At 62.2% G+C, this 20,683-nt stretch carries 13 protein-coding genes; 4 read left to right on the forward strand and 9 right to left on the reverse strand.

The window, feature by feature from the left end:
- Window positions 1-43 precede the first annotated feature (43 nt).
- Complete coding sequence (locus OKW28_RS03095; protein WP_429443737.1) at window positions 44-1,096, reverse strand: rod shape-determining protein; 1,053 nt, start codon at window positions 1,094-1,096, stop codon at window positions 44-46.
- A gap of 188 nt (window positions 1,097-1,284) precedes the next feature.
- Complete coding sequence (locus OKW28_RS03100) at window positions 1,285-1,947, reverse strand: alpha/beta hydrolase (RefSeq protein ID WP_429443738.1); 663 nt, start codon at window positions 1,945-1,947, stop codon at window positions 1,285-1,287.
- A gap of 293 nt (window positions 1,948-2,240) precedes the next feature.
- On the opposite strand from OKW28_RS03100, the gene OKW28_RS03105 reads away from it, so the two are divergent.
- Window positions 2,241-3,851, forward strand: coding sequence for a DHA2 family efflux MFS transporter permease subunit (locus OKW28_RS03105; protein ID WP_429443739.1), 1,611 nt, complete (start codon window positions 2,241-2,243; stop codon window positions 3,849-3,851).
- 54 nt (window positions 3,852-3,905) lie between these two features.
- Here OKW28_RS03105 and OKW28_RS03110 read toward each other — a convergent pair whose 3' ends face one another.
- A complete protein-coding gene (locus OKW28_RS03110; RefSeq protein WP_429443740.1) occupies window positions 3,906-4,730 on the reverse strand; it encodes an AraC family transcriptional regulator in 825 nt (274 codons plus the stop codon).
- Between the two features lie 122 nt (window positions 4,731-4,852).
- Entirely contained in the window at window positions 4,853-5,722 is an 870-nt protein-coding gene (locus tag OKW28_RS03115; RefSeq protein ID WP_429443741.1) for an NmrA family NAD(P)-binding protein, read from the reverse strand.
- Between the two features lie 249 nt (window positions 5,723-5,971).
- On the opposite strand from OKW28_RS03115, the gene OKW28_RS03120 reads away from it, so the two are divergent.
- Window positions 5,972-6,445, forward strand: coding sequence for a hypothetical protein (locus OKW28_RS03120; protein ID WP_429443742.1), 474 nt, complete (start codon window positions 5,972-5,974; stop codon window positions 6,443-6,445).
- Between the two features lie 6 nt (window positions 6,446-6,451).
- Here OKW28_RS03120 and OKW28_RS03125 read toward each other — a convergent pair whose 3' ends face one another.
- The 5 genes from OKW28_RS03125 to OKW28_RS03145 form a co-directional block, all read right to left on the reverse strand.
- Window positions 6,452-7,627 (reverse strand): hybrid sensor histidine kinase/response regulator, encoded by a 1,176-nt coding sequence (locus OKW28_RS03125; RefSeq protein WP_429443743.1) that lies wholly within the window; start codon window positions 7,625-7,627, stop codon window positions 6,452-6,454.
- A gap of 5 nt (window positions 7,628-7,632) precedes the next feature.
- Window positions 7,633-10,284, reverse strand: coding sequence for a PAS domain S-box protein (locus OKW28_RS03130; RefSeq protein ID WP_429443744.1), 2,652 nt, complete (start codon window positions 10,282-10,284; stop codon window positions 7,633-7,635).
- A 1-nt stretch (window position 10,285) separates the two neighbouring features.
- The gene (locus OKW28_RS03135) at window positions 10,286-13,648 is read right to left on the reverse strand and encodes a histidine kinase dimerization/phosphoacceptor domain -containing protein (protein ID WP_429443745.1); all 3,363 of its coding nucleotides are present in this window, start codon (window positions 13,646-13,648) and stop codon (window positions 10,286-10,288) included.
- 172 nt (window positions 13,649-13,820) lie between these two features.
- Entirely contained in the window at window positions 13,821-15,281 is a 1,461-nt protein-coding gene (locus tag OKW28_RS03140; protein WP_429443746.1) for a serine/threonine protein kinase, read from the reverse strand.
- 38 nt (window positions 15,282-15,319) lie between these two features.
- The gene (locus OKW28_RS03145) at window positions 15,320-16,003 is read right to left on the reverse strand and encodes a winged helix-turn-helix domain-containing protein (protein WP_429443747.1); all 684 of its coding nucleotides are present in this window, start codon (window positions 16,001-16,003) and stop codon (window positions 15,320-15,322) included.
- 369 nt (window positions 16,004-16,372) lie between these two features.
- Between OKW28_RS03145 and OKW28_RS03150 the strand changes: the two genes are divergently transcribed.
- Complete coding sequence (locus OKW28_RS03150) at window positions 16,373-17,929, forward strand: ATP-binding protein (protein WP_429443748.1); 1,557 nt, start codon at window positions 16,373-16,375, stop codon at window positions 17,927-17,929.
- Between the two features lie 167 nt (window positions 17,930-18,096).
- Complete coding sequence (locus OKW28_RS03155) at window positions 18,097-20,643, forward strand: ATP-binding protein (RefSeq protein ID WP_429443749.1); 2,547 nt, start codon at window positions 18,097-18,099, stop codon at window positions 20,641-20,643.
- The last annotated feature ends 40 nt before the right edge of the window (window positions 20,644-20,683 follow it).

Below are 20,683 nucleotides of genomic sequence, written 5' to 3' on the forward strand. Positions count from 1 at the left end.
TAACTGCGTCGAGCGCCTTGTAGCCGATCTCTGGGAACACCGCTCACGCGCCCCCGGCTTCGTCCACCCACCCCGCCGCGGCCGCCGCGCCCGCGCCACGCACCGCGCAGGTCAGCGGTTCGTCGGCGACGTGCACGTCGAGGCCGATTTCCCGGCTCAAACGCCGCCCCAGATTGCGCAGCAGCGCGCCGCCACCGGTCAGCACGATGCCCTTGTGCGCGATGTCCGTCACGAGTTCGGCGGGAGCCAATTCGAGCCCGCGCTTCACCGCGCCGATCACCTGACTCAGCGGCCCTTCGATCGCCTCCGAAATATCGCGGTTGCTCAACTGCACCGTGCGCGGTAGCCCATCGTCGACGCTGCGGCCGGTTGCGTTCATCTGCTCGAGCGGCACGTCGTGCACGGCCGAGCCGATGGCTCTCTTGACGTGCTCGGCGGTCTGCTCGCCGAGCAGCACGCCATACAGATTGCGCACGTAGCCGATGATCGCCGCGTCGAAATTGTCGCCGCCGACGCGCACCGAGCCGCTATACGCGGTGCCGCCCAGTGCGATCACGCCAACCTCGGTGGTGCCGCCGCCGATGTCGACCACCATCGAGCCGGTCGGGTCGCCCACCGGCAGGCCCGCGCCGAGCGCCGACGCGAGCGATTCGCCGATCAGGCTGACCTTCCACGCGCCAGCCGCCTCGGCCGCTTCGCGGATCGCGCGACGCTCGACGTGGGTCGCGGAGGCCGGCACGCACAGCGTGAATGCCGCGCGCCGGCTGAAGAGCGAGCGCGGCCGCGCCATGTCGACGAATTGCTTGATCATGTGTTCGGCGGCGGAGAAATTGGCGATGACGCCGTGGCGCATCGGCCGCACCGCTTCGAGATTGCGCGGCACGCGGCCGAGCAGCTGGCGCGCCTCGGCGCCGATCGCGGCGATCCGCTTCGACCCGCTCGCGGGCTGCGTCTCGAAGCACACGACGGACGGCTGGTTCAGCACGATGCCGCCGTCGTCGGTATAGATAAGGGTGTTGGCCGTGCCGAGATCCACCGCCACGGAGTGGCGGAACAGTCGCTCAAAGAGCGGGTAATGCGGCGTCGGTCTGGCCATGTGCAGGCTCTGATGTGTCGTTATGCGCCTTCCAAGGCGGTCTGGAAATGCGCCCCCGGTACCCCGAAGCCGCGCGACACGCCCGCTGGGCGTTGCGCTTCCCGCGCGGCGGGGGTGATTTTCAAGCTATTGCCCGTATGACGGCAAGCCCGTCAGAATCTTTAGGGCCGCTTTCTAGTGGGTTTGTGTCAATCGCGCGACAGCTCGCCCAGTGCGCGTTCCAGCGCATCACGGCCGAGCGCGACGCCGTCGGCGGTGATCGTGTGGCCGACGCCGGGTAGCACGTAGGCGTCGACCGCATAGCCGGCGGAGTTGAAAGCGTCGGCCGCGGATTCGAGTTCGCGCACCGGGATCACCTCGTCGTTCTCGCCGTGGACGAGCGTGAGCGGCGTCGCGCGGTTCGACGATACGATCGGCGAGGCGAGCCGCCCCGAATACGCGACGACGCCCGCCGCGCCCTCAACGCTCGACGCGACGTGATGCAGCGCCATGATCGAACCTTGCGAGAAGCCGACCAGCGCAAGCCGATCGAAAGACAGCTGCCAATGCGCGAGCTCGGCGTCGAGCACGCGGCGCAGCGCCGGATAGGCGGCGGCGACGCGCGCCTCGCGGTCCGCCGCGCCGACGTCGCGCAGGCTGAACCACTGGCGGCCGCCGAAGCCGCCGTCGAACGGATCGGTGCCGTCGAGCGACACGAACGCCGTGCCGGGCAGGTCCTCGCTCCAGATGTCGGCGAGCGGCATCAGATCGCGCGCGTTGCTGCCGACGCCGTGCATCAGCACGACGAGGCTCGTCGCGGGCGCGTTTTGCGGCGCGCGCCGCCAGCCGTGTTCGAATTGTTGCCAGCTCATGGTGGGGTCCTTTTTTCCGTGGGATTGGGTGTACGTTTCGGCCTTTGCTGACGCAACCTCTGCCGCGAGCATACGCCGCGTGCCGCGTTCGCGCCGTCGGGCGCCGCATCGGCTGCTGCCGTGGCCGGCGCCGGCCGGCGATTGCGGGTATGCTTTTGCGCATCGACGGACCCGCCGGCGCGGTGCACGGTCCACGGCATCCTGCGCCGACCATGCATTGCGAATCGCGCGCCCTCGCCGTCCGTCCTCACGCCGTTCGCGCCGTCCGCCGCAAAACCTCCGGAGAACGCCTTTTGAGCCAGCCCAACGCCGCGCCTGATTCCGCGTCGCCGCCGCCTCAGCCACCCGCGCCACCCGCGCCACCGTCGCCGCCCGCGCCTCTCGAAGGCGGCCGGCTGGTTCTCGCGACGATCGCCGTCGCGCTCGCCACGTTCATGAACGTGCTCGACACGTCGATCGCGAACGTCGCGATTCCGACCATTTCCGGCAACCTCGGCGTCTCGGTCGACGAAGGCACGTGGGTGATCACCGTGTTCGCGGCCTCCAACGCGGTGGCGATTCCGCTGACCGGCTGGCTCACGCAGCGCATCGGCCAGGTGAAGCTGTTTGTCGGCGCGATCCTGTCCTTCACGCTCGCGTCATGGCTATGCGGCGTCGCGCCGACGCTGCCGATCCTGCTGCTGGCGCGGGTATTCCAGGGCGCGGTGGCCGGGCCGCTGATTCCGTTGTCGCAGGCGATTCTGCTCGGCTCGTATCCGAAGGAGAAGTCGTCGACCGCGCTCGCGCTGTGGGCGATGACCGCCACCGTCGGCCCGATCGCGGGCCCTGCGCTAGGCGGCTGGATCACCGACAGTTACAGCTGGTCGTGGATCTTCTACATCAACATCCCGGTCGGCCTGTTCGCGGCCGGCGTCACGTGGATGATCTACCGCACCCGCGAATCGCCGACGCGCAAGCCGCCGATCGACGTGGTCGGCCTCGGCCTGCTGATCACGTGGGTCGCGTCGCTGCAGATCATGCTCGACAAGGGCAAGGATCTCGACTGGTTCTCGTCGCCGGTGATCGCGATTCTCGGCATCGTCGCGCTGATCAGCTTTGCGTTTTTCCTCGTATGGGAGCTGACCGAGGAGCACCCGATCGTCGATCTGCGGCTCTTTCAGCAGCGCAATTTTCTCGGCGGCACGATCGCGATTTCGATCGCCTACGGGGTATTTTTCGGCAATCTCGTGCTGCTGCCGCAATGGATGCAGGAGTACCTGAACTACCGTTCGATCGATGCCGGCCTCGTCACCGCACCGCTCGGCATCTTCGCGATCATTCTTGCGCCGATACTCGGCCGCGTGCTGCCGCACTCGGACGCGCGCGTGATCTCGACGGTCGCGTTCGTCGGCTTCGCGATCGTGTTCTACATGCGCTCGAAGTACGTGATCGAGATCGACACGTGGCACCTCGTGCTGCCGACGCTGCTGCAAGGCATTCCGATGGCGCTGTTCTTCGTGCCGCTAACGGCGATCATCCTGTCCGGCCAGCCGCAGAGCCGGATTCCGGCGGCGGCGGGGCTGTCGAATTTCGTGCGGGTGTTCTGCGGCGCGGTCGGCACGTCGATCGCGGGTACCGCGTGGAACAACCGCACGATACTGCATCATGTGCGGCTCACCGAGCAGGCGTCGGTCGACAACCCGTTGTTCGCACAGCAGATCGACAACACGCAGTCGGTGCTGCATCTGAATCCACAATCGGCGAATGCGCTGTTCGATTTCACCGTGAACACGCAGGCCGCGATGATGGGCCTGAACGACGTCTTCTTTGTGTCGGCGATCATCTTCGTGCTGATCATTCCGCTGATCTGGATCACGCGGCCGGCCAAGGGCGGCGGTGGACCGGATGCGGCCGGCGCTCATTGAGGCAGATTCGTTTTCGTGCGACGGCGACGCTCGCGCGATGGCCACGAAGCGGCGTCAACGGAAATAGCGCGCCGGCGTATCGCCGAACGCATCGCGAAACACCGCGATAAACGACGACACGTCGTTATAGCCGACTTCGAGCGCCACCTGCGTGACGCTCTCACCGGCACCCAGATGTTCGAGCGCAGCCAGCAGACGCAACTGCTGGCGCCATTGACCGAAGGTCTGCCCCGTTTCCTTCGCGAACAAACGCGCGGCCGTGCGCGCGGTCACGCCCGCGGCCGCGGCGAGTTCCTCCAGCACCAGCGATTGCGCGGGATTCGCGCTGAGCGCCTCGGCGATGCGCCGCGCGCGCGGATCGGCCGGCCAGTTCAAGCCAAGCGGCGCGGCGGGCAAGCCGGCGACGCGATCCAGCAGCACCTGCAGCAGACGGCGGGCGGGTTCATCGGGCGCGTGATCGTGCGGCAGATCGGCCGCGGCGGCGAGCAGCGCCTGCACCAGTGTGTCGGGGATCAGCGCGCCGGTCTGCGCGGGCAGCGGCGCGGCGTCGTCGGCGGCGGCGTCGGCGGAGTCGTCGGCGGAGTCGTCGGCGGCGGCGTCGGTGGCGTCCATTGCGGCATCGGTTGCGACGTAGAGCGAATACGACTGCACCGGCCGCGTCGCGTGCAGGCAATGCAGCGTATTCGCGGCGATCCACAGCGCGCGGGCGGGCGGCACGACCCAACGGCCGGATGCCGTGCGCACGGTCAGCACGCCTTCGCTAACGTAAATCAGACGCGCACGCCGATACGCGCGCCACGGCTCGTCCAGCGTCGCATGGCGTTCGCCGACCACGAAGACCGCTTGCCCGATGCCGTCCGGATCGAAGGCTTCCGTCATGGTGTCTGCTCTGACGCGGGACGTCCGCGAAGGGAGCAAGATTAGCACGCGCGCGGGGCGCGGCTCCGAGGCGGGCTAACAGGGTCCGGCCACCGTGAACGCGCACCCCGCCTAAGGCCTGGTTACCCCGCCCGCTTCACCAACTCCTCCAGCACCGTCCGATACGACGTCATGCCAATCACCCGCTCGTTCAGCCCCTCCTCGAAATCGATCCACCCCGAGTTGAAGCCGTCGAGCATCTCGATACGGGGCGCGGGCCACTCCGTGCCTTGCGCCTGAAACAGCGCCTCCCACTGCTCGCGCGGCACCGTCTGCGCTTCGACGGTCCGCCCGAGCGCCTCGCCGAGCAGCGCGGCAATCTCATGCTGCGAATAGCGCCCTGACGCCTCGATCTCGATCACGCGCCGCCCTTGCCACGACTGCGTGAGCGCCTGCGCGACCACGCGGCCGATATCCGCGGTCGCGACCATCGGATACGCCCGATCGAGCGGCTGCAGAAAGCTCGGCATCACGCCGGCGTTGCGGGCCGGTGCGATATCCCACAACGAGTTTTCCATGAACCAGGCCGGCCGCAGGATCGCGGTCGGAAGCGGCAAATCGGCGAGCGCCTGTTCGAGAATATGCACCTGCGTGATGAGGCCGAGCCCCGCATCGCGCTGCCCGCCCACCGACGACAACGCCGCCACCCGCCCCGGCCGCGCCTTCGACAACGCCTCCTTCAGCATCGCGGCCGCCGCATGCGCGTTCGGATAACCGGGCTGCGGCGCGAAATTCGGCGCAATCATCACGAATACGCCGGCCGTGTCGCGAAATGCGGCGCTGAGCGAGTCGGCGTCCTCGAACGACGCGATCGCCACCTCCGCGCCGCGCTCGCGCCACGGTGCCGCCTTGCTTGCGTCGCGCAGCACGGCGCGCACCGCGTGCCCCGCGTCGAGTAACGCGCGTGCCGCCGCGCCGCCCACCTGTCCTGTCACACCGGTAATTGCAAACATGCTGTTCTCCTCGATTACGGCGGATGCCGTGTTGGGAAGCATTCTCGGTGTGGTGTGGTGATTTCGCGAGAGCGTGGGTGTCATTTGTTTAATGACTCGATGTCATCAAACCTCCTTGGCGGGCCCAGGTGATGCGCTTGTCTGATGGAGTGTTGTCAACGCCAAGTATCGAATCGCCGCTCGATGTTCGCGAAACGCAGCGGCAATCGTGCGCAGCGCTCCACGCGACCTCGTATCCGAGAGGCTCGAATGCAGCACGATTTCCGAAGGAAGAAGCGCCGGGAGCCCCAGCAGCGCGCCGACTTCGACGGCACCGACCGGCGCGACCCGATGCGCGAACGCACCGACCGCAAGCCCGGCCGAGACACCGGCGGTGACGGCCGCCATGCCACCGCCTATGAACACGTCGATCCAGGCGATCCCCGCTGCGTCGAGCTTGCGGGTCGCGAGACTGCGCAGGTCGCACGATGTCGACAGCGATGCAAGCCGCAGCGGCGCATCGAGGCGGTCATTGGCGGAGTCCCGACAAAGCATGCCGGACTCGCCTCAGGGATTGTGATTGCTACGTTTCAGATCGGCTCGGCACTGGGCGTTGCGATCATTGGCGGCGTCTTTTACGGTGCGCCTGGCGAGAGCCACGCGGCCGCCGCATTCGGCCGCGCATTCAGGAATTCGTGCTTCAACGTACGCGACTCATTCGTGATCGTGGGCCGGGGCCACTAACCTCTCTCAGTGCTGCCCCTCGAGGCGATAGTCGGATCGGCAGGACACCGTCAACTTCACAACGAGTCCGGGATGGTTGTCCGCCAGTGTCAGCGTGCCTCTATGCAGCGTTGCGACACCTTTCACGAGCGCGAGGCCGAGCCCGACGCCCGGCGTTCCCCGGCTCGCATCGCCCCGGTAGAAGCGCTCCGTTACCTTCGCCTTCTCGGCAGCAGGAACGCCCGGGCCATCGTCCGCTACTTCAATCTCGATGAGCCCTTCGCGCTCGCTCACTGTCACATGCACGCGCGAACATGCGAACTTCAGTCCGTTATCAATCACGTTTCCGACCGCTTGCGCAATCAGTAGCGGGTCCACAACCGCTTCCAGTTCGGCGGGGCAAGTCTGCGACAGGGCAATCCCTCGAAGGTCGCCTAGCGGTTGGTAAAACTCCACCGCTTCGGAAACGATATCTGCAACATTGCTCGCAACGAAGCCTGACCTTCGCACCCCTGCATCGATCTCCGCCAGACGAAGAAGGGCATTGAAAATGCTGATCACCCGGTCGATATCGGTGAGCGAACCCTCCAGGCGCTCAAGCGTGTCGGCGTCGACCCTCTTCTTCAAATCGAGAATCATCACCTCCATCCGCGTCCGGAGTTCAGTCAGAGGCGTTCGCAAATCGTGAGCGATTGCATTCGATGTGTTGCGCACGCTACTGATCATCTCGACCAGCGCCTCCTGGGCGGCCTGCCGCCTCTCCACCTCGTCGTGCAAGCGTGCATTGCTCTCTTGCAGGACCTTCTGTAGCCGCCGGAACTTCACGTGGGTTCTCACTCGCGCGAGGAGTTCTTCCATCTGCAAGGGCTTGGTGACGTAGTCAACGGCCCCGACCTGGAACCCCACGGTCTTGTCCTCGGTGTGCGACAGTGAGGTCATGAAGATGACGGGGATGTCCCACGTTTCCGGGGTCGCTTTCAAACGGCGGCAAACCTCGAACCCATCCAGACCCGGCATCATCACGTCGAGCAGTATCAGGTCCGGACGTACGAGGGCCGCGCGACTCAGCGCCTCTTCACCGTCCCGGGCAATCGAGACGTGCAAACCGCTCCCCTCAAGAAAGTCTACGACCAGGCCCAGATTCGGTGCCGTATCATCAACCACCAGGACTACAGGCGGATTTTTCTCGAACTCATCCGACATGTGCACTAACTTCCGTTCAGGTGTTTCTCGATGAGCACGAGCAGTTCTCGCGACTCAAAGCTTTCCGCAAGGTTGCCCACTCTGGTAGCGAATGCCGTATAGCGGGTGTCGCTCGCCCGAAGCGACTCAACGTGTCGCATGACCTCCCGCATCGAACCTCTGCGCGCGAGATCGTGCAACACCTCCATGCTCGCACGCGGCGGCAGGACGAACGACGAGACCGCTTCGGCGTCGGATGGCGTTGCGCCAATCCGGCGCGGACGCTCGGCCACATGTTCAGTTGCCGGGCGCACACCGTCACGTCCGGCAAACATCAGGCATTCGTCGCGTGGAGCTTGCCGATCGCCGGCGTCGTCACGCACCAGCGGCTCGTGAGCGGGACACTCAACCGCGAGGTCGAACCAGAATCGACTTCCTCGCCCGTATTCACTCTCGGCGTGAATATCGCTGCCCATAAGCCGCGCCAAATGTTGGCTGATGGAAAGCCCCAACCCCAGCCCGGCGCTCCTGCGCTCGATGTCACCTGCCTGTTCAAATGGCTGGAAGACTCGCTCGAGTTGGTCATGCTTAATGCCAATCCCGGTATCTTTCACTTCAAACCTCAAAATGCCACCTCGGACCAACTTCACCGAGAATGCCACCTCTCCGATGTCCGTGAACTTCACGGCATTGGAGAGCAGATTGAGCAGTACCTGCCGCAATCGCTTCTCGTCAACGCGAATCACTGCCGGCAGGTTTGGCGCAACCGCACAAATCTGCGCGAGCCCCTTCTCACGAGCCCGCACGCCAACCATCTCCCCAAGCATTTCGAGGAACGGCGCGAGCAGAACATCGTTCAGCTCCAGGTCAATCCGACCGGCGCCAACGCGCGCGAAGTCCAGCAAATCATTAATCAACGTGACGAGATGCGAGCCGCTTTGCTCGATCAGCGAAACATGCGACTTTTGACGAACGCTCAGGTTGTCATCGCGCCGCAGAACCTGCGTATATCCGAGAATGCAGTTCAACGGGGTCCGGAGTTCGTGGCTGATGTTAGCCAGGAACTGGTCCTTCGCCTTGTTCGCCAACTCAGCCTCGTCCCGGGCAACGCGCACCGTCTCCTCGAGCGCTTTGCGCGCCGAGATGTCCTGGATAATCGCAATGGTATGCTGAACCTGCTGGCTGGAATCACGCTGTAACGACACGGTCGCACTGACCCACACGCGCGATCCGTCGCGCCGTATGTTGACTTTTTCGTCCGTGTAATGCGAGAAGTCGTTTTTGAGCAGTTTCTTGAATTGATTGATGCTCTCTGGAACACTGCCAACCGCTGTGACGTCCATGAACGTCATCGAGAGCAATTCTTCACGACTGTAGCCAACGATATCGCAATAGCGCCGGTTGACGCGGAGGAACCGGCCGCTCTGGTCACAATGAACAATACCCACTGCTGCGTTTTCAAAGGTTCCACGGAAGCGCTCTTCGCTGGTTCGCAGTGCGAGTTCTGCACGCTTCAAGTCCGTAATATCGACCATGGTTCCAGAGACGCGCGTAGCCGGCCCGCAGGAAAACCGAGGACCCGCGCCACGCGTCAAGACCCATCGCCAGGACCCGTCGCGGTGGAGCACGCGGTGTTCAATGCCAAACAGCCCGCCTGGCTCCTGGCTGCACCGCCAAAACGCGTCGCAAACGCGTTGCCTGTCCTCCGGGTGGATGACCTCCATCACGCGCGCGATGCCGGGAGCGGCGTCAGCCTCCGTGTAACCTAGCCATGCCTGGATGTTCCAGCACCTCAGCGACAGGTCCCGCCCCTCTTCGCCCGAGAGATCAATGGCCCACACCCCGACCTTCGAGCCGCGCATCGCGTCGTCCAGCCGATCGTTGGTTTCGCGCAGAATTTCCGCCTCGGCTGCCTGACGTGACGCTGTAGCGTCACGCACCACGAGCACCATGCCGATGACGTTGCCCGAGTCGTTCACAATCGGCGTTCCCCGATTTTCAACGGACACCATGCGCCCTGCTCTACCGACGAGCATCGTCTTCGGGGGAAAAGAAACGAAGCCACCCTCGCCCAGGGCTGCTGACACGCTGAATTTCAGTGGCGCATTCGTGTCCTCGTCGATTAGCCGGAGAACTTTTTCGAGCGGTTGCCCGACAGCGTCTTCCCGCGACCATTCTGTCAACGCCTCGGCGACGGGATTGATGAGCGTAATGTGTCCCTTACAGTCAGTGGCAATGACGCCATCGCCGATGCAGTCCAGCGTAACCGCATAACGCTGCTCGCTCTCGCGCAGCCGACGCTCCGCATCGTGCTTATAGAGGGCCATCTCGACAACCGTACGCAGTTGCAGGTCGTCGAAAGGCTTCAGGACGTAACCGAATGGTTCGGTCACTGTGGCGCGCCGGACCGTTTCCTCGTCGGCATAAGCCGTCAGGAACACAATGGGCAAACGGAGCGACTCGCGCAACTGACGAGCCGCATCAATGCCGTCCAGCTTTCCCTCGAGGCGCACATCCATGAGGACAAGGCTTGGCTTTTCCTTCGCAGCAACCGTTATCGCATCCTCGCCGGTCGTCACGCAACCTATGACGACGTGCCCGCAGCGAGTCATTTGTTGGGCAATGTCACGAGCGACCACCCGGTCGTCTTCGACAATCAGTATTCGCGCAGAAGACATGTTAGTGGCCGCCCGTTTGCTGGAGTCTGAAATTAATGTCAAATGCCGTCCCTCTCTCGCGACTAACCTCGATTGACCCGTGGAGTTGCCGGGAAAGGTCGAATACGAGCTGCAGTCCCAGGGATTCGGCATGCTCAAGTGAAAACTCTGGCGGCAAGCCGATACCGTCGTCGCCGACCCTCAAGCGGCACCGATGGTCTTCTTCCGCGGCCAGCTCAACGCGCAGCCGCCCGCTTCGACCGTCCGGAAACGCATGCTTGAGTGCATTCGAAACTAGCTCGTTGACGATCATGCCGCATCCGATCGCGCGATTCATGTCGAGCTGAACGTCGTCGACGACAACGTCCAGGATGACGTTCGATTGACTCAGTTCGTAAACGCGCGCCAGGTGCGCGCACAGATTCCTGATATGAGGCGCCATGTCGATTCGCGCGAAGTTGCCCGCACGATACAAATTTTCATGGACCATCGCCATCGAGCGAACGCGGTTCCGGCTCTCCTGAAACAGCTCCGCCACGACCTTATCTTGCACACGAGCTGCCTGAAGGTTGAGAAGGCTACTAATCAGCTGCAGATTGTTTTTCACCCGATGGTGCAGTTCCTTCAGCAGAGCGTCCTTTTCTTCGAGAAGTGCTTCGATCTTCTCCAGGCTGGCGTTCTCGATAGAAATCGCCGCCTGGGACGCCAGCAACTTGAGCACCGCCATGCGCGGCGGCGTGAACGCGCCGGGCGCGAGCTCGTTCTCGAGGTACAGCGCGCCGACCAGTCTCGTCTGCTTGATGAGGGGCAAACAGAGCATCGAGCGTGAGCCTTTGCCACTGAAATACTCGTCAGAAGCAAACGGGTTTTCCGTCGTCGCATCATCGACAAGAAGCGTTTCGTGGGTGCGAAGACAATGGTGAAGCAGGGAGAGCGGCAAGTTCCGCGGCGAGGCAGTTCGCCGCTCTACGCGGACGTTACCTCCCTCGTTGGCCTCGGCTTCAATGTAAAGCTGCTCTTCGTGCGGAAGGATGAGCAGCGCGCGTCGCGCGCCCGCGTGCTCGAGCACGATGGTCATGAGTGTATTCATCAGGCTGTCGAGTACCCTTTCGCTCGATATCGCCTGTGACGCCTTGACGACCGTCTCCATCTCCAGCTGACTTTCCACGGCACCTGACAACGGACCTCCCGGCTCGTTAGCCCCGAGGTCAGGATATGCCGCCTCCAGCATTCTGACTTTCGCCGTTGCCCCCCAGTTCAAGTAGGCCGATCGGGCATTACGCAAGTACACCGCGGCGATGGTCGCGAAGCCGCGGTTGGCATAGAACCGTCCGGCTATCTCGCTGGCTAGCGCCTCGACATGCAGCAATCGGTGCGTTTTTGCATTTTCGATGGCTCGCTCGTATAGCCGCATGGCTTCACAAGCGTCGCCGCGCACGCGTGCGACTTCAGCTTCGACCAGCGCTGCACGCGCGGCGAAGTTCGTCGGACCGCTCAATGCCCAAGCGCGGAGCTTGTTCACGTGCTCGGCAAGCCTCGCGTCAGCGAGAACGTCGGCTTGCGATGAGTGGGCATCCCACTCCCGGAGCCATGTCAGCGCAGAAAAGAAGTGGTAAACGGCGAGTTCCTGGTGCCCCCATGTCGTCCACAACAAGGGGGCTGCCTTGTTCGCTGCCTCCATCGCACCAGCGATGTCGCCCGCCATGTAGCACGCCTCCTGTTTGCGAATCCAGTACCAGCATGCAGCAATGTCGAGTGCTCGATTGCCTTCGAGGTGCTGTTCCAGAGCCTTCGCGTTCGGATATTCCGAATCGGGTGAACCAAACCATGGCGCGCCGCCGCGCAATTCACGAATCAATGAGAGCTGCGAATTAATGATGTCGGCAATCAACCCGAATCCGGCGGACCGGACGACATGCAGCCGTTCGACTGCCTGATCTTCAACTTCGGCTAGTGGCGCAGAGGTGGCGAGCAGAGTGGTGACCAGACAACAACTGCTGAACCCGATGTATGTCAGGTCGCCGCATTGTGTTGCCACTTCGAATGCTCGTCGCAAGAGCGGAATCGCTGTTCGTATCGGCTCTGTCCACGGCATGACGTGATACGAGAAACACAGGTAGACACGGGCGCGAAACCGGTCAAGCCCCTTCTCATCGACGAGCGCCATCCCGAGCTTGCCAAACTCATGGGCGCTCTCGTAATCGCCGAAGAATGGACCGACAGCCATTCCTAAATAGGCGAAACCCAACGCAGATGCATCGGTGTTGCCGTGCGCTATGCTGAGATTCGCCATGCGCGTCAGCACAAGACACACCAGGTTTTCGTCAGTGAAGAATGCGGGCGGCAAAACGGCTGTGAATACGTTCAGCGTCGCCTCAAGCGCTTCGTCATCGAGCAATCGATTGTCACGCAATTCTGCAATCGAGCCGCGTTGAACATGAGCGACCACCTTTGCGTACTCTCTATCGACCTCTTCCCTGTCCGGATGGGGTACCCAATTGACGTCGACCTCGCGGAGATAGCTCAGGCAAATTTCTACCGCGGCGTGCATCTTGTCCAGGGCGGTATGCAGCGTTATCCGAAGGAAAGCCACTGCGGCCTTGTCGCGTACGCTCCCGGCATATCGTTCGAGACGACGCAGGCGGTCGTCTGCCTGTATTGGACTGCCGGCGAGGAACGTGCATTCTGCAAGCAAAAGCTCGATGGAAAACTTCTCGCAGTAATGGGTCTCCCACGCATCCTCGCCGAAAATCCGACTCGCTACCGTGAGATAGTTCAGCGCGGTACCGTAGGCAGCCGCTGCTCTCGCGCGACGGCCAGCGCGGAGGTTCAGGAGGGCTACGCGCGTGCGGACCCGGGAGTCGCTGATTGCGTGGAGTGCCCGGTTGTACTGGTTGACGACCTCGAAAATGTTCCGCTCGTGATTCGGGTCGGCGTCTCCCGTATCCAGCCGCATTCCGATGCGAAGATGCGATGGCGCGCGCTCTGCCTCCCCAAGTAACGCGTATGCAGCCTCTTGAATCCGGTCGTGGACGAAAGCGTAGCCCTCCGAACGGCGGTAAACCAGGCCTTGCCCGATTGCCTCGCCGAGCGCCGAGTCAACTTCTCCGCTTGACTGCCCGCTCACCTGCGCCAATACCGACGTAGCCGTCGTGGCGCCAAGGCAAGCGAAATCAACGAGCAGCCGTCGCGCGCGGTCAGACAGCCGCTCGATCTTGTTCACCAGCAAGTCAACTACGCTATCGGGGAAAGCTCCCTGCGCAATCTGCTCGACATTCCACACCCATTCCCGCGAGGCACGGTTTAACGTCAGATGACCTTCCTCGGCGAGGACGCGCAGGAACTGAACCGCAAAAAACGGGTTTCCGCCCGTCTTCTCGAACATCAGTCGCGCCAGCCTTCTGGCCTCTGCTGAATCACCGCGAGTGGTATCGCAAACGAGTCGCTCCACATCGCCAACCCCCAAGGGGGCCAGCAACACGTCATGAACTGGCACCGAGCCTTCTCGAATGTCGCTGATCACGCGAGCGAGAGGGTGACTGGGGCCGATCTCGTTGTCACGGAAGGCTCCAATGAGCAGAAAGTGGGCAATAGCGGAGCCCCGGCCGAGCGCCTCCAGTATCGAAATGGTTCCTGCGTCCAGCCATTGGAGATCGTCCAGAAACAGTACAAGCGGCTGTGGCGGGTGTCGCGAACGCTCCAATGAAGCGAATCAAAGCAGTGACGAAGCGCTTTTGAGCGTCCAGAGGCGGCAATTCGGCGACTGCCGGTTGTGGCCCGACGATTTCTTCCAGCGCGGGGATGAGGTCGGTGAGCAGGCGGCCATGCGGTCCCATCGCGTACTGGATGCGCTTGCGCCACTTCACCAGTTCGCGCTTGTCCTCCCTGATAATCTGTTCGACGACTGTCTCCATGCACTGTGCAATCGTCGCGTAGGGGATATCTCGCTTGTACTGATCGAACTTGCCCGACGCAAATCGCCCGCGGCTCAGCGTTTGGTGGAATTCTCCAACCAGCGATGACTTCCCGATCCCTGAGTAACCGGACACCAGCACGAATTCGGTCGTACCGTCATGAGCCACGCGGTCGAAAGCTTGAGTCAGTGCGCTCAATTCCGCTTCCCGCCCATACAGTCGGTCTGGTATCAGCAGCCGGTCGTCAGAGTCTGCCGTTCCGAGGGCGAATGGCGTGAGGCAGTCTCCTGTCCGCAGTTGCTCCGCGCACAGACGCAAGTCGTATTCGACTCCGCGCGCGGTCTGGTAGCGGTCTTCCGCCGCTTTTGCGAGCAATCGCTCGACGATGGCTTCAAGCGATTCAGGAACGTCAGGAACGCGCTCGCGCAGAGGAGTTGGCTTCCTCGCCGTATGACAGTAAAGCCATTCCCCAGGGGAGTTAGCAGAGTACGGATACTTTGCCGTCAGCATCCAGTAGATGAGGACGCCCAGCGAGTATAGATCGGCGCGAGCGTCGACCGGCCGGTTGACGAGCCCAGTGCGCTCGGGAGCCAGATACGGAAGTGCGTCCGCGAGGATGACCGAGTGAGTCGACTCTTTTCCAGCAGAATCGACGCGCGTCGACAGACCGAAGCCCGTCAGAGCCACTACCCAGTTGGCTGGGTTGACAAGAAGATGCGCCGGCCGGACATCCTTGTGTATGACGTCCCTCCTGTGCAACATCTCAAGGGCAGCCGTGGCGTTCGCGGCTATCGTCACGATCTGGCCGAATGACAACAGAGACGTATCGAGTGCAGGCAACACGATGCCGCCCGGGTCCTCGAGCTGCAGCGTAATGGAAGAACTATCGCGGACGAACTCAAGAGGCTGCGTGAAGCGGGGTCCATCCAGGTGGGCACGAAGCGAAAAGGCGTTCTCGAGCAAGGCCAGCGTTTGACCGGAGGGCTGACTAGCCGTTGGCCTCAGTGACAACCGTGACGTCCGGCCGTCGCCAGCGTCGATTCGCAACAGGACGAACAGACCATCGTCCCATAACATTTGCCCCGCCGATTCTTCGATATCCATGAGTCTCCGCCGTTCCCTCTCCACTCCGACACCGGCTGTTATCCATTCGCCGAAAGCATGTACCCAGCGTTTCGAACAGTTCTTAGAAGTGACACTTCAAACCCGGCATCGATCTTTTGCCGAAGCTTGCTGACATGCACATCCACCACGTTGGTCTGCGGGTCGAAGTGGTAGTCCCAGATGTTCTCGAGGAGCATCGTCCGGGTGACGACCTGCTCGGCGTGCCGCACCAGATATTCGAGCAATTTGAATTCGCGCGGCTTGAGGACAATGACTTTCCCGGCACGTGACACCTTGCGTGAAAAAAGGTCGATGCACAGGTCCGCGCACCTGAGCGTCGATTCGACCGCTTCATTCGGTGACCGGCGCATGAGCACCTCCAGTCGCGCGAGCACTTCTCCGAACGCGAACGGCTTGACCACATAGTCGTCACCGCCTGCCTTGAGACCCCGAATCCGCTCGTCGACAGCATCGAGGGCGCTCAGGATAAGCACCGGGACCTTGCTCCCGGTTGCCCTCATTGCCGCGACGATGCTAAGTCCGTCAAGCCCGCCCGGCAGCATGCGGTCGAGGATGATTGCATCGTAAGCGCTGCCCCCCATGGCCAGAAACATCCCGTCGCGGCCGTTATCCGCGGAATCAACGACATGACCCGCTTCCGTCAAACCCTTTTTCAGGAAGCCGGCCACCTGCACGTTGTCTTCTACTAACAAGATTTTCATCAGTTTGACTTTTGAATTGGGGATGCCGAGCCGGGCAGTTAACGCATCTCGGCAGTGATGCCGCTCTCTTCTGATCGGCAGCCAACCCTGGATTATCCGCTCCGCCCGAAAACACAAGCTTCCATGCGCTCATTAAATTTCGTTAACGTTTCGTCCATATTTTGTCAATGCTGACCTCTCACACCCGCTCGGCTGAAAACTGCCACGTCCCCACTTGTAAAAACATTAACAATTATTAATGCGGCGTTAACAAGGCGGAAAATACGACTCAGCTAATATCCTTGCGACACCGACCGTACGCGGCATGACAACTAATGAATAACTCAGCTGCCCGCCGAAACCTCCGGGTTGCCCACGGACGAAAGCGCCATGACTCAAGCAATACTACGCCCCTCGACATGCACTTCCGGTGAGCGGGTTATCCGAATTGGTGAATGCGAGATCGACCTCAGCGTGCGATTGTTGCGCCGTCGCGGTGAGGTACTGGAACTGGGGTCTCGCGCATTCGACATCCTCGCTGTGCTTGCTCTGGCAGCCGGCCGCGTCGTCACGAAAAATGAACTCATGGATCTGGTCTGGCCGGATACGGTTGTCGAGGAAAACAACCTCCATGTGCACCTCTCCTGGATCCGCAAGGCACTTGGCCGCGATGGCCAGTTCATTGTAACGGTGCCACGACGTGGCTACCAACTGATAGCCTCCCGAATCGACGCACCCAGCTTTGACGAGGTTGCGCAGGACCGCCCCATTCGCGTCAAATCGGACGTGGCGCCGAGGGAAGAGCGACTGATCGGGCGGGAAAGCGCTATCGCGGAAATCAGGTCGCTGCTGCCATCCACGCGCGTTCTAACGCTTGTGGGCGCAGGGGGAATCGGCAAAACATCGATTGCCCGGGAAATTGCCCGCAGCGTTTCGGCGCAATGCGACCCCGAGATTCACTTCGTCGAGCTTGCCGCCCACAACACCTGTCGCGGCGTGGCTCAGGCGTTGGCCGCCAGCTATGGTATCCCGGTCGACAGCGGGGAATCCGACCTCGAGCGCGTTGCACTGATGCTCGCGGGCACGAAGGGCTTGCTCATCGTCGACAATGCCGAGCATGTCGTCGAATACGTGGCTCAGTTCCTGGAATTCGCTTGCCGTTATACGTCCGAGCTGCGCTTCCTCGTTACCAGCAGATTGCGGCTTCGCGTGCCCTGTGAAGTTGTTTACCGCGTCGGCCCGCTTGCACTGCCTGGCGTCGAGGATGCCCCTGGGGCAACGCTTCGCTCCCCATCCTTTCGGCTGTTCCAGCGACGTCTGTTCTCCAACGGGCAGAACATGGATATGAACTGTGATCGCCTACGGCTGATCGACGACATATGTCGACGCCTGGACGGTGTCCCACTGGCCATTGAATTGGCGGCGGGGCGCGCCTCGATTCTCGGACTGGAGCATCTCCGAGTTGGGCTCGAGGAACCGTTGCTCTACCTGGGCGGCGGCTTCAGAACCGCGCAGGAAAGACAGAAAAGCTTGCGAGCCTCGTTGGACTGGAGTTTCGAGATGCTCAGCGACCGGGAGCGGGCGGTATTTCGGCGCCTTTGCGTGTTCGGCTATCCGTTCAACGCTGAGGCCGCGTGCCTGATCGCCCGCGATGACGCTCTCAATGACTCGGCGGTGATGGATTGCGTCTGCGAGCTCGTCGACAAATCGATGGTCGAGATTCGCTTCGAAGGCACCGCGGTCACGTATCACGTGTTGGCGCTGGCCCGCACGTACGGAAGAGAAAAGCTTGCCGAGGCCGGTGAACTGGACGCAATCGTGGAACGATACGCCCTGTACGCCAGCGGCCAAAGCACCGACGAGGATTTCACCCAAACCTTGCGGCAAGCGCCCCACACGGCCGCGCACTCTGAAACTCTGCGGGATTTTTGGCAACTGGCCTCTTAACAATTGATTTGAGCCTCCGTCTTCGTTACGGCGAAGGACACTGGATGCTTTCGTCATCGACGTGGCGAAGACTCATCCTTCCGCACAGACAGGAAATCAGACTTTGCGGTGATAGAATTCAGCGGATATTTAGTTGTGGCCGTACTATTGACCTGCATGGTGGTTTGATGGTTGCCCGGTATAGCCTGACATTCGGCCCGTTCCGCATCGATTTCCCGCAGCGTGTCCTCACCAGAAATGGCGACGAAGTCCGCATTGGAAGTCGTGCGCTCGACATTCTTATCGTGCTAGCCGAGCACGGTGGTGAACTGGTCTCAACGCGTCAACTGCGCGACCAGGTCTGGAAAGAAAGCGTGGTCGACGATGGCGCGCTTCGTGTGCACGTTTCCACGCTTCGGAAGGCGCTGAGCGATGGCAAACCGGACAGCCGCTACATCGTGAACGACAATGGACGCGGCTATCGGCTCGCGGTGCCGGTCAATTCCACGAGGGCTACGCAATTCACCGCCGACACGCCGACTGCGCCGGCCCGTACCCCCGATGAAGGTGCGCGAGCGTTGCCCGTGACCCTCAGCCGGGTCATCGGCCGGGAGGATGTCATTGACGGCCTGACCGACCAGCTTCCCGAACGCAGGCTATTGACCATCGCCGGTCCGGGCGGCATCGGCAAGACCACGGTCGCCGTGGCTATAGCGCATCGCTTTTCCGAGCGTACCGGTATCCGGGCACTATTCGTCAACTTCGCCCCCGTTTCCGACAAGCCGAGCGTCGCCAGTACCGTGGCGTCGACGCTCGGCGTCGCCGTATTCAGCGGCAATCCAGTCCCGGACGTGATTGCCTCACTGGGCGACACGCCAATACTTTTGGTCCTGGACAATTGCGAGCATGTCGTCGAGGCGGTTGCGCAGGTCGCGGAACAATTGCTGCAAGGCGCATCTGGCGTGTACCTGCTGGTAACAAGTCGGGAGCCGTTGCGCGCGGATGGCGAGTCGGTGCATCGGCTTTCGGCCCTGCCGTTTCCGGAAGTGGGTGCGCGGATGGGCATCGAGGAGGCCGGAAGTTATCCGGCCATCTCGTTGTTTCACGACCGGGCGAAGGCTGCCGATGACGCCTTTCAGTTCACGGTTTCGAACATCGGCGCCGTGGCCGACATTTGCCGGCGCCTGGACGGAATTCCTTTGGCGATTGAATTTGCCGCGGCGCGCGTCGCGCACATGGACGTGCGTGCGATCGCCGCGCGCCTGGACGACCGCTTTGCGCTACTCACACAAGGGCGCCGAACCGCATTGCCGCGGCATCAAACGTTGAAAGCGACGCTTGACTGGAGCTACGAGCTGCTGGACTCGCATGAGCAGCACGTCCTGCGCCGGCTGTCGGTGATGCGCTCTTCGTTCGGCATGCGTGAAGCCGTTGCCGTGGCAGGCTGTGGGCAGATCGATGAACTGGCGGTATTTGACGCAATCAGCGGCCTTGTCGCCAAGTCGCTTGTCGCACGTGATATCAGTGATGCCGACAACCCGTATCGGCTCCTCGATACGACCCGCCAATACGCACACCTTCGATTGCTGGAAGCCGGCGAAGCGAACGAGGCCCGGCGCCTGCATACGATACATTGCTGCGAGACCTTCGCGGACCTGGGCGCCGCCTGGGAGGGCAAGGCGCAACCCCAATGGCTCGCCCAGCTCAGCAAGCGAATTGACGATATCCGCGCGGCGTTCGAGTGGGCCTCGCATCAGGAGGGGGATCCCGAGCTCGAAATCGACCTCGTTATCGCCACGGCACCACTTTGGCTCCATCTCTCGCGACCGCACGAGTTCCTTAGCATGGCCGAACACGCCATTGCGGCGGTTGAGAGCTCGGAGCAGGCCGGTAGCACGCGACACGTCGAACTGCTGTTGGCTTACGGACACTCGCTCTGGCACACGCGTGGGCCAACCATCGAAATGGCACGTGCTTTTGAACGTGCCTACGCCCTGAGCCGACGATTGGGTGACGAGGCGTTGGAATTTCGCATTCTGTGGGGCGTATTTGCGCATCGGCTTGTCACAGGTCGATACGTGGAAGGTCTTGCACTGGCCGAGGCGATGCAGGCATTCGCGAATCGTTTCGGAGACTCCACGCTCAATCAGATGTCGGGCCGCAATCTCGCCTATGCACACCACTACCTCGGCGACCAGGCGAATGCGCGAACGCTGATTGAACAGGTCATCGCCCTCGAAGCTGGCCCCACGCGGGAAAATCTTGCAAAGGCAAATGATGCACAAATGGATGGCCGCATCGCAAGCATGGCGGTGTACATGCGAATTCTTTGGCTGCAAGGCGAGACTGAGCGCGCTGTGAAGCTGGCAAGGGACTGCGCCGAGCTCGTCGCTTCGATCGAGCACGACCTGTCGATCGTCTACGGCCTCGCACTCGGCTCAATACCCGTCATGATCTGGGCAGGCGAGCATGACTTCGCCCGGCAGCTCACCCGCAAGCTTCGCGAGTGCACGAGCCGGCGGGGATTGGCGCATTGGGACATCTACGGGGAAGGATTCGAAAACATTCTTGGCGGCAGGCCTATCGCCCTTTCCAGAGCAACCGTTCCCCAACTGGAAGCGTTTGCAAGCGCCGGGTGCAAAGTCTCCATGGATGCGCTGATTCTGGCGGATCGCGTTGCAGAGCCGTCCTGGGTGAGCGAGGTGCTTCATGAGCATGCGCGCTCGAGCGTGTAATGGGCCGCACCTTGCACGGGTGAGACTCGCGGAGGTGGCG

It is taken from the genome of Paraburkholderia sp. 40 (genome assembly GCF_050434105.1).
In the GTDB taxonomy this organism is placed as follows: Bacteria; Pseudomonadota; Gammaproteobacteria; order Burkholderiales; family Burkholderiaceae; genus Paraburkholderia; species Paraburkholderia tuberum.

Excerpts from the sequence above, each read along its gene's own strand:
- OKW28_RS03095 (WP_429443737.1), bottom strand. The coding sequence starts at position 1,096 with ATGGCCAGACCGACGCCGCATTACCCGCTCTTTGAGCGACTGTTCCGC.
- OKW28_RS03110 (WP_429443740.1), bottom strand. The coding sequence starts at position 4,730 with ATGACGGAAGCCTTCGATCCGGACGGCATCGGGCAAGCGGTCTTCGTG.
- OKW28_RS03135 (WP_429443745.1), bottom strand. The coding sequence starts at position 13,648 with ATGTTCGAGAAGACGGGCGGAAACCCGTTTTTTGCGGTTCAGTTCCTG.
- OKW28_RS03115 (WP_429443741.1), bottom strand. The coding sequence starts at position 5,722 with ATGTTTGCAATTACCGGTGTGACAGGACAGGTGGGCGGCGCGGCGGCA.
- OKW28_RS03150 (WP_429443748.1), top strand. The coding sequence starts at position 16,373 with ATGACTCAAGCAATACTACGCCCCTCGACATGCACTTCCGGTGAGCGG.
- OKW28_RS03100 (WP_429443738.1), bottom strand. The coding sequence starts at position 1,947 with ATGAGCTGGCAACAATTCGAACACGGCTGGCGGCGCGCGCCGCAAAAC.
- OKW28_RS03130 (WP_429443744.1), bottom strand. The coding sequence starts at position 10,284 with ATGTCTTCTGCGCGAATACTGATTGTCGAAGACGACCGGGTGGTCGCT.
- OKW28_RS03125 (WP_429443743.1), bottom strand. The coding sequence starts at position 7,627 with ATGTCGGATGAGTTCGAGAAAAATCCGCCTGTAGTCCTGGTGGTTGAT.
- OKW28_RS03155 (WP_429443749.1), top strand. The coding sequence starts at position 18,097 with ATGGTTGCCCGGTATAGCCTGACATTCGGCCCGTTCCGCATCGATTTC.
- OKW28_RS03145 (WP_429443747.1), bottom strand. The coding sequence starts at position 16,003 with ATGAAAATCTTGTTAGTAGAAGACAACGTGCAGGTGGCCGGCTTCCTG.
- OKW28_RS03140 (WP_429443746.1), bottom strand. The coding sequence starts at position 15,281 with ATGGATATCGAAGAATCGGCGGGGCAAATGTTATGGGACGATGGTCTG.
- OKW28_RS03120 (WP_429443742.1), top strand. The coding sequence starts at position 5,972 with ATGCAGCACGATTTCCGAAGGAAGAAGCGCCGGGAGCCCCAGCAGCGC.